Origin of the sequence: Levilactobacillus wangkuiensis, assembly GCF_016861605.1 — a bacterium.
GTDB lineage: Bacteria > Bacillota > Bacilli > Lactobacillales > Lactobacillaceae > Levilactobacillus > Levilactobacillus wangkuiensis.
The window spans coordinates 1-15,525 of the sequence record NZ_BOLM01000025.1 but is presented as its reverse complement, the minus strand read 5'-3'; the positions used below and the strand labels follow the sequence as shown (position 1 = coordinate 15,525).

11 protein-coding genes are annotated in these 15,525 nt (G+C 51.5%); 6 read left to right on the top strand and 5 right to left on the bottom strand.

What is annotated here, in order from left to right; translation table 11 throughout:
* The first annotated feature begins 14 nt into the window (after positions 1–14).
* Positions 15–1,001 (top strand): NAD(P)/FAD-dependent oxidoreductase, encoded by a 987-nt coding sequence (locus tag JUF13_RS12720; RefSeq protein WP_203639986.1) that lies wholly within the window; start codon positions 15–17, stop codon positions 999–1,001.
* A gap of 747 nt (positions 1,002–1,748) precedes the next feature.
* Here the strand turns inward: JUF13_RS12720 and JUF13_RS12715 are convergent.
* Positions 1,749–3,839 carry an LTA synthase family protein gene (locus tag JUF13_RS12715; protein ID WP_203640005.1) on the bottom strand — a complete coding sequence of 697 codons (2,091 nt, stop codon included), beginning with the start codon at positions 3,837–3,839 and terminating at the stop codon, positions 1,749–1,751.
* A 1,200-nt stretch (positions 3,840–5,039) separates the two neighbouring features.
* On the opposite strand from JUF13_RS12715, the gene JUF13_RS12710 reads away from it, so the two are divergent.
* Positions 5,040–5,705, top strand: coding sequence for a histidine phosphatase family protein (locus JUF13_RS12710; RefSeq protein WP_203639985.1), 666 nt, complete (start codon positions 5,040–5,042; stop codon positions 5,703–5,705).
* 18 nt (positions 5,706–5,723) lie between these two features.
* Positions 5,724–6,158 carry a GNAT family N-acetyltransferase gene (locus JUF13_RS12705; protein WP_125765901.1) on the top strand — a complete coding sequence of 145 codons (435 nt, stop codon included), beginning with the start codon at positions 5,724–5,726 and terminating at the stop codon, positions 6,156–6,158.
* 92 nt (positions 6,159–6,250) lie between these two features.
* Here JUF13_RS12705 and JUF13_RS12700 read toward each other — a convergent pair whose 3' ends face one another.
* Complete coding sequence (locus tag JUF13_RS12700) at positions 6,251–7,318, bottom strand: hypothetical protein (protein ID WP_203639984.1); 1,068 nt, start codon at positions 7,316–7,318, stop codon at positions 6,251–6,253.
* 296 nt (positions 7,319–7,614) lie between these two features.
* Positions 7,615–8,124, bottom strand: a complete 510-nt coding sequence (locus JUF13_RS12695) for a C40 family peptidase (RefSeq protein ID WP_203639983.1) — start codon at positions 8,122–8,124, stop codon at positions 7,615–7,617.
* 208 nt (positions 8,125–8,332) lie between these two features.
* Between JUF13_RS12695 and JUF13_RS12690 the strand changes: the two genes are divergently transcribed.
* From JUF13_RS12690 to JUF13_RS12680, 3 genes are all read left to right on the top strand, one after another.
* Complete coding sequence (locus JUF13_RS12690; RefSeq protein ID WP_203639982.1) at positions 8,333–8,806, top strand: MerR family transcriptional regulator; 474 nt, start codon at positions 8,333–8,335, stop codon at positions 8,804–8,806.
* Positions 8,807–8,962: 156 nt separating this feature from the next.
* Positions 8,963–9,499 carry a PadR family transcriptional regulator gene (locus JUF13_RS12685; RefSeq protein WP_203639981.1) on the top strand — a complete coding sequence of 179 codons (537 nt, stop codon included), beginning with the start codon at positions 8,963–8,965 and terminating at the stop codon, positions 9,497–9,499.
* A 2-nt stretch (positions 9,500–9,501) separates the two neighbouring features.
* On the top strand, positions 9,502–10,938 hold the full coding sequence (locus JUF13_RS12680; protein ID WP_203639980.1) for an MFS transporter: 1,437 nt from the start codon (positions 9,502–9,504) through the stop codon (positions 10,936–10,938).
* A 320-nt stretch (positions 10,939–11,258) separates the two neighbouring features.
* On the opposite strand, the gene JUF13_RS12675 is transcribed toward JUF13_RS12680, so the two are convergent.
* Both JUF13_RS12675 and JUF13_RS12670 read right to left on the bottom strand, forming a co-directional pair.
* Positions 11,259–12,062 (bottom strand): SDR family oxidoreductase, encoded by an 804-nt coding sequence (locus tag JUF13_RS12675; protein ID WP_203639979.1) that lies wholly within the window; start codon positions 12,060–12,062, stop codon positions 11,259–11,261.
* Positions 12,063–12,503: 441 nt separating this feature from the next.
* Positions 12,504–15,320: an MMPL family transporter gene (locus JUF13_RS12670; RefSeq protein WP_203639978.1), complete on the bottom strand. Its 2,817-nt coding sequence runs from the start codon at positions 15,318–15,320 to the stop codon at positions 12,504–12,506.
* Positions 15,321–15,525: the final 205 nt, after the last annotated feature.

The following is a 15,525-nucleotide window of genomic DNA, read 5'->3' as shown; positions in this document are numbered from 1 at the left end:
AGGATTTTGATAAAATGACTGAGCAATTTGATATCACGATTATCGGGGGCGGCCCCGCCGGCATGTTCGCGGCCTTTTACGCCGGCATGAACAATGCCAAGACGCAGGTCATCGAGAGCCTGGCCGAGCTGGGTGGGCAGGTCAACGCCCTGTATCCTGAGAAAACTATTTTAGACGTGGCCGGCCTCCCCGCCGTGAGTGGGCGCGACCTGATTGCCAACCAGCAAAAGCAAAATGCCCAATTTCCCCTGACAATTAAAACGGGGGAGACAGTGACCAACGTGACGGCCACCGAAGACGGCTTTACCATCACCACGCCAGCCGGCACATCGCAGAGCAAAGCGGTGATCGTCGCCATTGGCAACGGGGCCTTTGCGCCACGGAAATTAAACGTGGCCACGGCGGACGCCCTGACTGGCAAACACCTTTTCTACAGCGTTCGCGACCTCGAACGTTTCCGTGATAAGGACGTCATGGTTGCCGGGGGTGGGGACGCCGCCATCGACCAGGCACTAATGCTGGAACCGGTCGCCAAGTCCGTGACGCTGCTTCATCGGCGCGCCCAGTTCCGCGGGTTACCGCACATGGTCGACCTGTTGCAGCAGTCCAGCGTCCACGTCCAAACGCCGTACCTGATTCGCGACTTAGCGGAAACGCCGGCCGGCTTGGACGTCACGCTAAAGCCAGTCGGACAGACGGGTGACCCGGTCCACATGACCGTGGATGACCTGGTCGTCAGCTACGGTTTCACGTCGGACCACAGTGCCCTGGCTAAATGGGACGTCCAACTGGCCGAGAGCCAACGCCTGATTGCGGTCGATTCGACCATGGCCACCAGCGTGGATGGTATCTACGCGATTGGCGATGGGGTCATGTATCCGGGTAAACAGCCGTTGATTGCGACGGGGTATGGTGAGGCGCCGGTGGCGGTGCGGTCGATCATGACCCGCTTCTTCCCCGACCACCACGGCCCGGTCCACAGCACTTCGCTCGGTCTTTGATTTTTAGATTGCTGATGAGGTTGTGGGAGATTGCCGCCGACGGCAGCCAGTACTCCCAGCCTGTGGGGCAACCTTGGAAGCCTGGAAGGCGGTCTTCCAAGGCGCTTAGAGCCGCCTGAATTCGGCGTCTCTAAGGCGTCCCGTTTAGTAAGCCGGCGAAAGACGCCGACAAACTAAATCGACACAGGCTTCCGTACTGGCTGCCTTACGGCTGATGTTGTGGCCCGACCAGTAAATTGGGGTGGACCGCGAAGTGCCGTGGCCCGGACGTGGTTTAACTCCCTTTGTAGTGGTGGAGTACATCAGTAGTGTGGTAACTTCACCACCCATTGATGATTAGCCACAACTACTTACCTTAACCATAGAAGAAAATTTCATAAACGCAAAGAAGCTGCTCGGACAATCGTAATGATTGAACGGACAGCTTCTTTATTTGCATAGAAAACAATTTTATATAGAGCAACCAATCAGATAACAACCCAAACCAACCAATCGGAAGGACATGGTCAATCTTAGCCGGAGTCGGTTAGGTGCGGAACCCTGTGTCGGTGGTGTTGGCCGGTGGTTTGCCGGCCTTACAGCACGGGATGCGTTCGAGACTCGCGGGTTGGGCGAGGCTTGAACACAAGGGCGAAGACCGCTTCACAGGCTTCGTCCGTGCCCCATAGGGTGGGAGCACCTAACCGACGCAGGCGGCAGTTACCCCACAGGCGGAGTTCCTTGAAATTTCGTAGGCGGAGTGAGGAGCTACTTCCCGCTAGTGTCGTCTTGGTTGGTGATCTTGATTCGGTTGGAATCGGTGGTCTTGTGCCCCAGCTCTGGCGCGTCCGTCTTATAGAACGGCTGCGTCGACTTGTCCCCGTTACGGGAGAACAGGCTAGTTGACTTCAAGCCCAACTTCTTCTCCAACTTCTCTTCCTTTTCCAGTCCGTCGGAATAGTTGTAATCGGACGGGTCAACGGCGGTGAAACCTTTTGGATGGAAGAAACGCAGGAGATTCTTTTGGTTCAGCGAATCGGAGTCGTTCAAGCCCTGGTTGACGTGCTTTTGCATGGCGTCTAGCTTGGCCTGCAGCGTCTTGTTGGGATGAATCTCCTCTTGGGTCTTGTTGCTGTAAACGGTGCCGTCGATGGACGTGTAGTCCGGGCTGACCCAATCGCGGTTACGGAAAGCCACGACCGGATTGTGAGCCTTGGAGAACAGGTCGGTCCCGAACTGAATGTATTTCTTGGTATTCATGCCCATCAGGTGCATCAGCGTTGGCAGCACGTCGACCTCGCCGCCATAGGTGTGTTCAACTTTACCCTTCTTGTAGCCGGGCATGTTAAACATCAGTGGCACGCGTTGGAGCTGGGCGTTGTCGTAGTCGTTCCAGTCGTCCGGATTGACCCCGAGCAACTTCGCCAGGCTCTTGTTTGACGAGTTGGAAATACCGTAGTGATCCCCGTAGATCATGACCAGCGAATTTTTAGCCAGCCCGGATTTGTGCAGGTAGGCGTAGAATTCCTTGATGGATTGATCGAGGTAGTGGGCGGTCTTGAAGTAGTTATCGACCGTCTTGTCACCAGTATTTGGCGTCTTGAAGCTGGAATCTTCACTGTCCAGCGTGAACGGGAAGTGGTTGGTGACGGTCAGGTATTTCACGTAAAATGGCTGCTGGAGATGCTGGAGGTACTTCACGGAATCGTTGAACAATAGCTTATCCTTTAAGCCATAGCCCAGGGATTTATCGCCCGAGGTGTCGTAGTAGCTGGCATCGAAGAAGTACTGGTAACCCAGGTTCTTGTAGGTGTTGCTGCGATTCCAGAAGCTGGCTACGTTTCCGTGGAAGACCGCGGTGCTGTAGCCGGCCTGGTCGAAAATGGCGGGTGCCGCCTGGAAGGTGTTGTCATTCCCGAGTTGGGTAAATAGCGACCCTTGTGGCAGGCCGTACGTCCCGGTTTCCAGCATGGTTTCGGCGTCGGACGTCTTGCCTTGGCCGACTTCATGGAAGAAGTTGTCGAAGCTATAGGTCGCCTTGCTCTTATAGAGTTTGTTCAAAAACGGTGTGACCTCTTGGCCGTTGACCTTCTTGTTGATCAAGAATTGCTGGAAGCTTTCCAGGTGAATGATGATGACGTTTTTACCCTTGGCGACGCCGTACATGCTCTTGTCGGGGGCCGCGTAATTCTTGTGCACGTATTTTAAAATGCCACTGAGCTCGGACTTCTTGGCGTGCGACCGCAGTTCACTGGTGTGCTGCGACTTGATGCCATCATAAACGGTGAAGGCGTCCAGCCCCAGGTATTTCACCAAGTAGGTCCGGTCAAAGGTCCGCGTCAACAGTTGCGGTCGGTCCATTTCGCCCAGGGTTAGGTTGACCGTGAACAGCAGGAGGGCGCTGGAGGTGACGGCGAGGCCGACGCGCTTATTTAGCGGCCGCGGGTCGAGGTAGATACGCCGCGTGGCCATCAGTGCCAGCACGAGCACGAGGTCGAGCCAGTACAGAAGGTCGTGCGGCGAGGTCAGGGCCAGCGAGCTCCCGGAGAGTCCCTGGTCGACCTTGGAATAGCCCAGCATGGTGCTGACGGTCATGAAGTCCGTGAACTCGCGGAAGTAGATGACGTTGATGTACAGCAGCAGGCTGTTGAGGATGTCGATGAGAAAGATAAACGGGTAGAAGAAGCGCGCTCGTTTGAAATATAACGCCAACCCGAACAACAGAATCGTTGTCGCTAGGGGATTCAGGAGGAGAATCAGGAATTGAAACGGATCGCTGAGTCCCAGCTTAAAGTCGACGAAATAGGCGAGTAAAGTCTTCAACCAGAACAGGACGACCAGCAGGGTGACAAAGCCCATGCGAGTCCCGGTTCTGGCCCATATTTTTTTGAAACGTTCCACGGTGCGTTCGCTCCTTCGTGTGCGGATAAAGTAGTCTCATTCTACCATATAACTTTGGGTTGTGCCCCACTCGGTATGCTTCCACTGGTTAGCCACCCTACCTGTGGGGCAGACCTGAAGCCTGAGGTGCGGTCTTCAGGGCGGTTGGGAGCCTTACTAAACCCGTAAGTCTCCCAACTCGGCCGTGGTCTAAGGTGAGAAGATCACTCACCAAAGACCACCGACACAGGGAGGGTGGCTAACCGCTCCAGCACACCGAGTGGGGCACGGCAACGTTGTCTGGTATATGAGACGTGGGGTGGTGTGCTGTGGGCAAGTATCAATCAGATGTAGAACTATCACCAAGACCGTGAGTCTACAAGCTCGGCCGTGGTCTAAGTCGAGAAGAACGCTCGACTAAAACCACCGACACGGGGTTCTGTCTGGTCACCTCCGGCTCACCTGACGGACTTCCCGTCAGTTACTGGTAGATGGACTAGGGGGGTGGTGTGAGGGTGTAACCAATATAGTAGAAACTAGTACCTAACAAGGTTATGATGACGGGTAAAACGGTTAGTACGTAAGGACGAATAGACTAGTTATTTAATTACTTTTCTTCTATTGTATATGTCCCATTAATTACATGACGCAATCACTGCCTGTTCCAATTATACGGACCTTAACGGATAAAGCAGACCAAGACACAGAAAAAACCACCCAACAAGGACAATCCCGTCGATGTTGGTGCGGGGTGAACCAGTGTCAGCCGCAGGGGTGGTGAAAATGCCAGCTCGTGCAGTGACCAGAGGCGGATCAAGGTGACCAGCTGTGTCGATGTTCTTGGCTGAATGATTTTCTCAGCCTAGAACATGGGACGACCATGGAGACTGGTGGTTTTCCAGGCTTCAAGGCGAGGTGGCAGACCGTTTCTCAGGCTGGCACCGTTCCCCACAGCAGGGCAGCTTGAATCCGCCGGCGGGAACGAAGCTAGCACAGTCGTTTTCACCGCCCCGGAGACGAGGCAATCTGCGTTCAACCCAGCGTACCAAAGTTCGGGGGGCTGTGGCCGTTTTGGGGGCAAGTTTAGGAAAACTTTAAGTCAGACTGCGAAATTGTAACCGCTACCGCAGTATCTTTGGTACACTAGAGATAGATTTTAAATGAAAGGTGTGACTAGCTATGACGAAACAACTCACGCTGTACGTGGTCCGTCATGGGCAAACGTATTTTAATATCTACAATAAACTCCAAGGCTGGAGCAATTCACCATTGACTGAGGCGGGTATCGCAGACGCCGAGAACGCGGGGAAACGCCTGCAGGACGTGCAATTCGCTGCGGCCTACTGCAGTGACACGACGCGGGCTGAACAGACGGCCAAGGCCATTTTGACCGCTAACCACTCGGCACCGGCTGCTCAGCTGACGACGGCATCCTTCTTCCGTGAAGAGTTCTACGGGTACTACGAAGGCACCGACATGGCACAGGCCTGGTACGTGGCGGGTGCGCCGCATGGTGTGCCAACGTTTAAGGCGATTGAAGAGAAATACTCGATTGGCAAGGCCAAGGACTTCTTGAAGGAAGCCGATCCGTTCCGCCAAGCTGAAAACAACGAAGAGTACTGGGCGCGGGTGGATCAAGCGTTTAACCTGATTCGCCACAACCCCGATTTGAAAGACGGCGACAACGTCTTGATGGTCAGCCACGGCAATACGTTGCTGAGCCTGATGGAACGTTACGGTCAGGGTAAGTATGACCTAAGTGAACGGCCAGCGAACGGGAGCGTCACGAAGCTACTGCTGACGCCGGACGACATTCAAGTATTAAGCTACAACCAAAAAGATTAAGCGAGGATGGATGGTTTGATGGAAATTAGAATGGCTTGGGGTAAATTGAACCCCGTATACCAAGACGCCCTGCAAATGCGCAAGGACGTGTTCATTGAAGAACAGGGGATTGACCCTAAGGTGGAACTGGACGGAACCGACGAAGACAAGATGCACTACGTCGGGTACGTGGACGATGAACCCGTCACGACGGCACGAATCGACATGCTGGCGGGGAACCGCGTGAAGATTCAACGCGTGGCCACGGTTGCTGATCAACGTAAGCACGGTTACGCAGCGGAATTGATCAAGCAGATCATCCACGATGCCAAGCGCTCAGACGTGGCGCACGTCGAATTGGACGCCCAGTTGACGGCCATGGATTTCTACAAAGAATTGGGTTTTGAACCCATTGGTGATGCATTTGAAGAGGCTGGTATTCAGCATCAGACGGTGCAGTATACCGGGGAATAAGCGAATCTAGAAGCAAAAGCACCTAACCAATGTGGTTGGGTGCTCTTTTTTAGGCTTTTTTAAGTTCTTTTTTATTGAAATTTGATAACTATTTACTTAAACACTCGAGCAACGTCATTGTTTGAATCCGTATCGTCCTTAGCGTTTTTAACGGCAGCTGCTAATTCGTCTGAGAGAAATAAATTGGATTGTCCATTACGTTTGAAAAGTAAGAATTTTGGTCCATCGTCTGTCTCTTTAACATAAACGGCTGCAGAGGGCTGTGTTATATTAAGGTCGGGTTTTTCATCTCGGGTAATTTGAAGTATCTCAGATAGGGTCTTATTCTTATATTCAGGTTTGGTGGTATTGCCAAGATAGCCAATTAGTTTATCATCATCAGAGTAATAATTGTTAGAGTAACATTGAAAATCAGAGTCTTTAATAAAATCATAAACCATTTTCTGCTCAAAGTAGTTGAAAGTCCCCATAAAAACAGTGATATCAGGATTCAGCAGTTCGAGTAGTCGGTTTTCTAATTCATGACCCGAATGCTCTAAACTTGAAAGAGAATCAATTTCACGATTAAATAATCCAGGAGTGTTTTTATTGGCAAAGGTTAGTATGTCGGCAATAGTAGGAGTGTTCGAGTCACTTTTTAGTTTTCCCCATAGAGGTGTAGTAGCAACAGCACTAAAGGCATCAATATGTATGAGCTTTGTATGAGTTGACCGATCAAGTGAGCCAAAACTAATATAATTTTTATCCTCTTTATTAGAGGTGTTAAGAAGGACCTTGTTTAACGTCTCTTCAAGTGTGTTAAAGTAATTGGTGCGGATATGATCAGGCATGGTGAAGTAGTCGTTAAAGAATGAAATTTCTTCATCAATCATATCTGTTGAAATGTGATCCACGCGTTGTTTAGCTTCCTTATTGGAGAATCGAGCAGGTGAAAATTCAGCATTTGATGGGTTTGCACCAATTGTGACAATGGTAGGTGAGGGAGCAGAGGATAAGTAATAATTCAAATCTCCAAACCAGACAATTGGAAATGTGCCATTAACTTCAAAATTCGGAGAAATTGAAGACTGGGAAAAGGGACCTTTGAAAAACTCGAAATTTTCATTGAATTCTTGAACTAATGGTTTGAAATCTTCGAGAGTTTTACGTGTGTCAGACATAGTGAGATACCTCCTGAATTTGTGTATTTGTAAGTTTGTGCTAATGCTATTATACAATATAACATTGAAGATTACCGTAAATAATAATCAGAGTGCATATAAATCTTAGGTGTGGTCTGCTTTGAGCCAAACTAAACAGGGAAGTGTTTTCAAAGTTTTCAGTAACATGGTTCAATCGTTCAAATCATTAAACAAAAAAACACGTTACCGCCGGCCAATTGCCAACGCGTAACGTGTCGAATTTAATTCGTTCAGTTGAATTCATGAGGAGATTACTGAACGTTAGGTTTTAGAAATTAATCAGCATCAGTTGCACTAGAAGTAGCGTTGTTGCTGTTATCAGCAGTCGTTACTCGAGCGTAACCAACAGCGTGCCACCATGGAGCATGAACGGCTTCGCGAACGACACCGCGGTTTTGGGCATCGATCATCTTACCTTTACCAATGTACATCCCAACGTGGGAGATAGAGTAGGCACTACCACCAAAGAAGACCAAATCACCCTTCTTGATGTTCTTGTAGCTGACGTGCTTGTAAGCATTGTATTGGGCTTGTGCAGTCCGTGGCAATGTCACACTAGCACCCTTCTTGTAAATGTAACCGGTGAAACCAGAGCAATCAAAGGCAGTTGGGCCAGTGGCACCGTAAACGTAACTAGCACCTAAGTGAGCCTTGGCAACCTTGTAGATAGAAGTGAAGTCGCTCTTAGTAGCGGCTGAAGCGGACGTCGTGGAACCGGCGTTAAAAGCAAAGAATCCAACGAAAACCAATGCGCTTGCTGCAATTGTTTTAATAAATTTCTTCATCCTAATAAACACCCCTCATGAATTTTACAAGTACAAGGATACCAATGTAATATGACAAACATGTAACAAGCCAGTTGCAGGGCTGTTAAATGTCTTAAACAAAACATTACTTTTAACCAGAAAGTTGTAATTGGGGTGCGGAATTTGCTATTATCTAACATAATTGGTAACTTAGTTTACATAAGCGTCAAGGGGAGGAGAAGGACACATGGCACAATTTACGAACGAAGCCCGGCATTTCTTTGATGTTCGTCGGTTAGTTTTCCGTATCGGGGAGTTGGCTTCAATGACGGACGTTTCTGCCCGGCAGCTCCGGTACTGGGAGAAGAAGGAATTGATCAGCTCACAGGAGCGCACGGATGGCCAGCAGGCCCGGGTCTACACGTTTAAGACCTTCATTAAGGTGTCACTGATCAAGTATTTCATGGACGAGGGGTTCACACTAGCGGCGGCGGCCCAGAAGGCTGATGCCCGCCAGAACCGAATGGCGTACATTCACCATTTCATTTCAAGCGGGCTACAGGGGTTTGCCAAGGTCGATGACCAACTGGCCATTAATCTCGGCGCCTTTGATGCCGAACAAACGCTGATGGCCCTAGTGCCGGATGGTGATGGACCCATCACTTACAAGCTCTTACCGAACGCGGAGGCCCAGCAGATGACGCGAGCCGAAGCCGAGTAGGTAGTGTCACAACTTTGTTACAGGAAGCAGGTCCAGGGCGGATTGCCTTGGGCCTTTTTAGGTGGTTAAGCAGGTTGTGACAGGTTTGTCACAAATCACCGTTGAATGTATCGGTCAGATATACTATACTTAGTCAGCGGAAAGGAAGCGACTAGTTTGTACGAATTATTTGTGCTCGGCCAACTCATGGACCAAGAGATGGCGGGGTATCAACTACGCCAGGCGCTCAAGTCGGTGGTGGGGCAGGAACAGACCGTCAGCTATGGCGTCCTGTATCCCTTACTCGAGCGGCTCAGCCAGGCGGGGGACATCACCCTGACCACGGTTGAAACCAGTCAGCGGCCCAAGAAAGTGGCGACCCTCACCTCGCAGGGCCGCAGCCATTTTCAAACGTTGATCCTGGCACCGGTGACCGTCAACAAGCAGTCCCAGCTGGTCTTTCAAATCAAGTGCAATTTTTTACATTTATTAAGCGTGACCGACCAGCGGACCGTGTTACAGGATTTCCAAAGCTTCACGCAGTTTCAATTAGATAACCTGCGAGACATAGACGACTATCTGACGACGCGACCGCGAATGGTCCCGACCGACGTGGTCGATGCACGCCAGGTCAATCAGCTACAAAAAGCACGCGCTCAGGCCCAGGCCAACTGGATTGCCGCCCGACTCGCGCGTTTAGATAAGGGAGAATGAACATGCAACCGAAAAACTTTGCGGACGACCCGCAGATTCAAGCACACCGCTGGTGGATTCTCGTCGCGGTCTGCCTCTTTACCTTTATGTCGACGCTGGACGGCAGTATCGTTAACATTGCCTTACCCGTCGTGAGCAAGGACCTCCACATCCCGATGAACCAGGCGGAGTGGGTGGTGTCCATCTATCTGATTGTCATCTGTGCGCTCCTACTGATCTTTGGCAAGCTTGGCGACACACGGGGCAAGATTCGCATCTTTAAAATGGGTTCCGTCCTATTTATCCTGGGGTCACTGTTGTGTGGCTTCAGTGCCGGGCTGACCTTTCTACTGGTGGCCCGCGCGATTCAAGCGATTGGTGCGGCCATGACCATGGCGACCAACAACGGCATCATCACCGAAGTCTTCCCGTTCAGTGAACGGGGCCGGGCACTCGGGATGATTGGCTCGTTCGTCGCGCTGGGCAGTATTGCGGGGCCCGGCATCGGTGGCCTGATTCTGGCGCACCTCCACTGGGGCTACATCTTCTGGATCAACGTGCCAGTTGGCATCATCGCCTGGTTTATCGGCCAACGCATCCTCCCCAAGGACGTGACCGTGACCCACACGCCCATCGATAAGGCGGGTGGGAGCCTATTCGCCTTCATCATGGTCAGCCTGTTTGCTGGCGTATTTATTGGCCAGGAGATTGGCTTCGCTCAGCCACTGATTCTCGGCCTGTTCGTGGTCGCCATCGTGGCCATCGTGTTCTTTGTCCGCCTCGAACTGCGGGTAGCCGACCCGATTCTGGCCTTGAAATTATTTACCAATAAGCGTTTCAGCATCAGTATCCTCTGTGCCTTTCTCATCTTCGTGGCCAACTTCTTCTTCAACGTGATTTCACCGTTCTACCTGGAAAATGCCCGAGGACTGGCCGCCAACTACGCAGGGTACGCGCTGATGACGTTCCCCATCGTGCAGGTCGTCGTCGCGCCAATTGCCGGGGCTGTTTCGGATAAAATTGGCCCCGAGCTGTTGACGTTTATCGGGTTGGTTCTGATTTCCATCAGTCAGGTCGGGTACATGCTGGCGACTCTCCAGACGCCGCTATGGATCTTCATGTTCTTCATCGGCCTGGTGGGGCTGGGTAACGGGATCTTCATGTCGCCCAACAACTCAATCGTCATGAGTTCCGTGCCGGTGCAAAACCTGGGCATCGCCGGGGGCATCAACGCCCTAGCGCGGGAACTCGGCATGATTATCGGGATTTCCATTGCCACGACCGTGCTGTTCTCAGCGATGGGCCACTACGCCGGGCACCACGTCACGGCTTACTTGCCGGCCCATCCGGAAATCTTCATCGACGGGATGCGGGTCGCCTTCATGGTCTCACTGGCCATTTGTTTGGTGGCAACGGTCATCACCGGCGTTCGTCTCTTCCACCGTCCCGCCAAAGCTTAAACGGCTGTTGGATTGGTTAAACCATGACGCCTGCGGCCTCTGGGTACGCCGCCACCTGTGGGGAACGCTTGCGGCCTGAGGGGCGGTCCGCCAGCTCGGTTTGAAACCGGGAAGGCACCGTCTCCAAACACGTCCCATGGTGTAAGTCCGGGAAAAAGCGCCCGGTCTAACACCATCGACACAGGTCGCTCTGTACCCAGCTGCCTCCGGCTCACGATTGGCGGTGGGCGTTTAAGCTTGGTGGTAGTGAATTGATTTAAGCAAATAAATAGTCCGTTCGACAACCATTTTTGGTAGTTGTCGAACGGACTATTTTCATATTAAGCGTGTAGCAGTTTGTGTTTCTTCAAGAAGGCGGTCATGGTTTGTTGGCCCCAGATGTGGGTCACTTGCCGGGGGACCAGGTGCATCGACAGGCGCATGAATTTGGTGAAACCGGCATCGATTTGCGGCTTGTTTTTCTGCATGCCCTTGATACCCGCGTTGACCAATTGTGTGGTGGTGGAGCTGGCGAATTTATCCAGGAAGGTCTTGTCGTATTGCTGGGTTAGGTTCGTGCCCGTCACCAGGGGTGGCAGGAGCTCAACGATGTGGATGTTGACGTGGTTGGCCTTGACCTGTTCGCGCAGGGCGTCCGTGTACATGTGAATCCCCGCCTTGGTCGCGGAGTAGATGGGCGAGTCGGCCGCGGACACCAGGGATAGCAGGGAACTGATGTTGACGATCATGGCCTCATTTTGCCGACTAAGCAGGGGGAGTAATGATTTCGTCACGTAGATAATCCCGTTCAAATTAGTCGTGACCTCGGACGTGAGGTCGCTTAAAGCAATTTCTGGGTCAAACAAGTCGTACTGCCGCATAATACCGGCGGAGTTGATAATCAGATTTAAATCCGGGTAATCCCGTTCAAGCTGATTCGTTAGCGCCGTTACATCGGTGGTCTGACTAATATCGGCCTGAATGGCTTCTAGCCCAGGGTGTAAGGAGAGCACGTTATCAATTTTGGTTTGGTTCCGCCCGACAACGATGACGCGATTGCCCATGTCCAAGAGCCGGAGCGCAAAGGCCAAGCCAATCCCAGAGGTGCCGCCAGTAATCATGATTGTGTTGTTTGTTAATTTCATATTTTTGCCAACCTTATTCGTTTTATTTTGTAAGACGAGTATAGGTGAATAAGTTACAAAAATCAAATAAAGTCACTTAGTTTTAGAAATTGGTTGAAAAACAGCAGATGGCACATACATTTCGCGTGGAGAATGCAGACTGGGCAATAGGGGCGGTATGAACACTCTAAATACTGGTTGGGATACCACGTTAGCCGGAGGAGGACAGAGATGGAGGTAGCTGTGTCGACGGTGTTAGCTGAGTGTTTCCTCAGCTTACAGCGTGGGACGTGTTTGGAGACCGGTGGGTTGCCGGGCTTCAAACCGAGCCGGAGGACCGCTTCTCAGGCCGCAGGCGGTCCCCACAGACGCCGGAATCTCTGGCAGCCGCAGGCGAATGATGACATACCAACCAAAAAAGCCACCGACCTGTTAGGGGGCCGGTGGCTTTCATGTATCTAGTTAATCTTTCTTCGAATCGTCAGGCGTCGTCGTTGGCTTGGCAGCTGCCTTGCTAGACTTGGCCGACTTCATTGGCCGGTCCGCCCGCTTTTGCCGCTTCTTGCGGTGTGGCGCGTGGAACTCATGTGGCTTCTGCGCTGGGATGATCACGGACAACTTCCCGAAGGAGGATGCCATGATTGGCAGCGTCAGGTTGAAGATGATTGCCGTTAAGATGGTAATCAAGGTCACAGCGGTCAACGTTTGTGATTCAGCGACCAACAGGCCTAAGACCCCGGCAATGATGATGAACAGGGAGTGGCGCATGGTTTGGCCAACTTCGTTAATGCCTGGGAGTAACCAGTCAAGCAGTGGGGCGTCGTTTAACCGGTAGCTCAAGGCTAACTGGGTCAATTCGACGACGGCCAATACGGTGACGGGCACGAAGGCTAACAGTGGCACTTGCCAGTTGAAATCGCCGTCGCCGGTCAACCACTTCATTAAGAGATGGGTCAACTGGTAACTAGCAGCGGTCGAGGCCAGGAAGGTCAAGAACCAGTAAGTGGCTTGCAGGATGGACCGACTGAAGATGATCAGGAGTAATAACGTAATCCCGAAGACCAGGAGTAAGACCCGTGGTAAGTCGTGTTGATACTGGTTTTGAATCGTGGCGGTCGTGGCTGGTTGGCCAGCGAAGGTCAACGTGGACCCTTCCATAATCGTGCCGCGTAATTGGGCGGTAGCGACCTGTTTCAGTTGGGTCAACGTCTTAGCCGTATCGTTGGCGTTTGGCGCGTGTTTCAAGGTAATGGTCAGGTAAGTGGCTTTGACCTTTTCGTCGGTGAAGTTGGTCAAGGATTGTTGGAAGTCACCGCTAGAGATTTGGGTAGGGGACAGGTACAACGCCTTGGCTGCTTCGGATGATTGCAGGCCACTCAGGTACAGGTACATCTTGTTCAAGGACTTCTGCATGGTGATGACTTGCTTACGCGAATCATTCAGGCTGGTATTGACGGCCTTGATGGTTTCGGCGTAGTTACTGATGTTTGAGTGAGCGGCACTGGCGTCCGTGTTGGTGGTGCTGACGTCACTGGACAGCGTGCTCAAAGTGGCAATCGCTGAGTTCAATTGCGAGTTCACAGCGTTCAATTGGTTGATGTAGCGGGTAACCTTCTTGGACGTGCTGCTGGTGCTACTTGCGCTGGACTTGCTTTGGGCAGCTTGCAGGGAACTTTGCAGTGCGCTGCTGTCGCTGACCAAGCTAGTGGTTTGGGTTGAGAGTTGTTGCAGGCGTTTGATCTCAGCCTTCAACGTCTTCTGTTTCAGGTTGGCACTATCTGATTTCAAATCGTTGCGGACAGTCCCGAGTTGACCAACCACACCAGTCAATTCGTTGGTTAACGAGTTGAGTTGGGTTGACGCGTAGTACTGCGTGATGGGTTGACCACCTGGTTGGGTAACGGACGTGACGCTGGCGACACCCGGTTGGGCCCGCAGCTTCTTCGTTAAGTTATCCAGCTGGAAGAGTTGGTTTTGGTTATCAAGACGCTTGTTCGTTTGAACATAGAGGGTCAATGGGGTTGCTTTCCCTTGACCAAAGTGGGCACTTAAGACCCGAGCACCCTGCACGGCTTGGTTATTTGGAATATCCGTTGAATTATCATAGTTGAGTTGGTTGCGGTAGCTGTAAGCAAAGGGACCGACCAAGTAGATGACGACCAGAATGGCGATCCATGGCTGCCAGAGGCCGAAACGGGCGAGGCTGTGCCATAACTTGTGATCCTTGAGCTTTGGCCGCGTCTTCTTTGGCCAGAAGAGGCTGGTTCCCAGCATACCGGCGAAGACGGGAATCAAGGTGACGCTGGCGATCCCGGTGATGGCAAAACCAATCCCGAGGAGACCGTACGCCCGAATAGTGGAGAAGTCAAAGAGCATGAGGCTACCAAAGGCCAGGGTCAGGCTCAGGGTACTGATGAGAATCCGGTAACCCAGGTCCTGAATGACTTTGCTAGTGGCTTCTTGACTTTCCATGCCATCATCCACGTGGTTGCGCAGTTCCCGGAAGAACCAGAAGCTGGTCAGCAACGTGAAGAGGCTGATGCCCAGTAAGAGGAAGATCGGTGTGTACTCGGAGTACGCGAAGTTCCAGTGATAAGCCAGGTTAGTCGCCAAACTAAGCGTTGAAATATAACTGATTAAAATGGCTAGGAACGTAATGATTGGGGCGATGATGGATGCGAATAAAATCCCCATGGCGACTAAGGCAATCAGTAACGTCATTAAAATCACGATTAACGTGAAGGACGAAATGTGCTCGTTCGCGGCGTCACTAACGATTTCAGGGCTGGTCACATACGTGTTGAGGCCGAGCGTAGAAATTTGACTGGTAAGTTGGCTAGTAATTTGACGAACCGTTCCTTGGTTGTGGCTGACCGCAAGTTGAACAACTTCGGTCGACTTATCCTTGGAATACAGTTGCGGTTTGCTGGTTGGCGTGTTAGTCATCGTGGTGATCTTTTGAATCCCATAATAACTTGACCGTTTTTGCAAATTGGCGACAGTCTTGTTGACCGCTGCTAATTGCTTATTGGTGAGCGCGCCGCCCGGGTTGTTGAAAACCGCGTTGACGGTGTACGTCCCGTTTAAGTTGCGCCCCCAAGTATTTTGAATCTGGGTTGCTTTAACGGGTTGACTCGTATTCGCCAATTGTGGTTGACCATCATATTGAATAATGGTATTGACATTCGGCAAGGTGACAATGGCCGCAAAAACCACGATTAACCAGAATACGAGTGCAAAAATTCGGTTGTGGTGAAGCTTTCTGATCCGTTCTTGCATAAGTAGTCTGAGTCCTCTCTATGTATCCAATCTCCCGCCGTGCAAGCAGGGTGTAATCCATACTCAATTTTACCATAATGACCGGGCTTCGGGCCTTTTTAAGACGGATTTAACAAAGTTTAAGAAACGCCCGATTTAAAATTGAAGTGCAACACCCCTTAAGACATTAAGGGTAAACAAATAGGCCATGGAGACCTATACTTTT

Coding starts and splice junctions, on each gene's coding strand:
- JUF13_RS12700 (WP_203639984.1), bottom strand. CDS start 7,318: ATGTCTGACACACGTAAAACTCTCGAAGATTTCAAACCATTAGTTCAA.
- JUF13_RS12690 (WP_203639982.1), top strand. CDS start 8,333: ATGGCACAATTTACGAACGAAGCCCGGCATTTCTTTGATGTTCGTCGG.
- JUF13_RS12715 (WP_203640005.1), bottom strand. CDS start 3,839: ATGGGCTTTGTCACCCTGCTGGTCGTCCTGTTCTGGTTGAAGACTTTA.
- JUF13_RS12670 (WP_203639978.1), bottom strand. CDS start 15,320: ATGCAAGAACGGATCAGAAAGCTTCACCACAACCGAATTTTTGCACTC.
- JUF13_RS12720 (WP_203639986.1), top strand. CDS start 15: ATGACTGAGCAATTTGATATCACGATTATCGGGGGCGGCCCCGCCGGC.
- JUF13_RS12680 (WP_203639980.1), top strand. CDS start 9,502: ATGCAACCGAAAAACTTTGCGGACGACCCGCAGATTCAAGCACACCGC.
- JUF13_RS12710 (WP_203639985.1), top strand. CDS start 5,040: ATGACGAAACAACTCACGCTGTACGTGGTCCGTCATGGGCAAACGTAT.
- JUF13_RS12695 (WP_203639983.1), bottom strand. CDS start 8,124: ATGAAGAAATTTATTAAAACAATTGCAGCAAGCGCATTGGTTTTCGTT.
- JUF13_RS12705 (WP_125765901.1), top strand. CDS start 5,724: ATGGAAATTAGAATGGCTTGGGGTAAATTGAACCCCGTATACCAAGAC.
- JUF13_RS12675 (WP_203639979.1), bottom strand. CDS start 12,062: ATGAAATTAACAAACAACACAATCATGATTACTGGCGGCACCTCTGGG.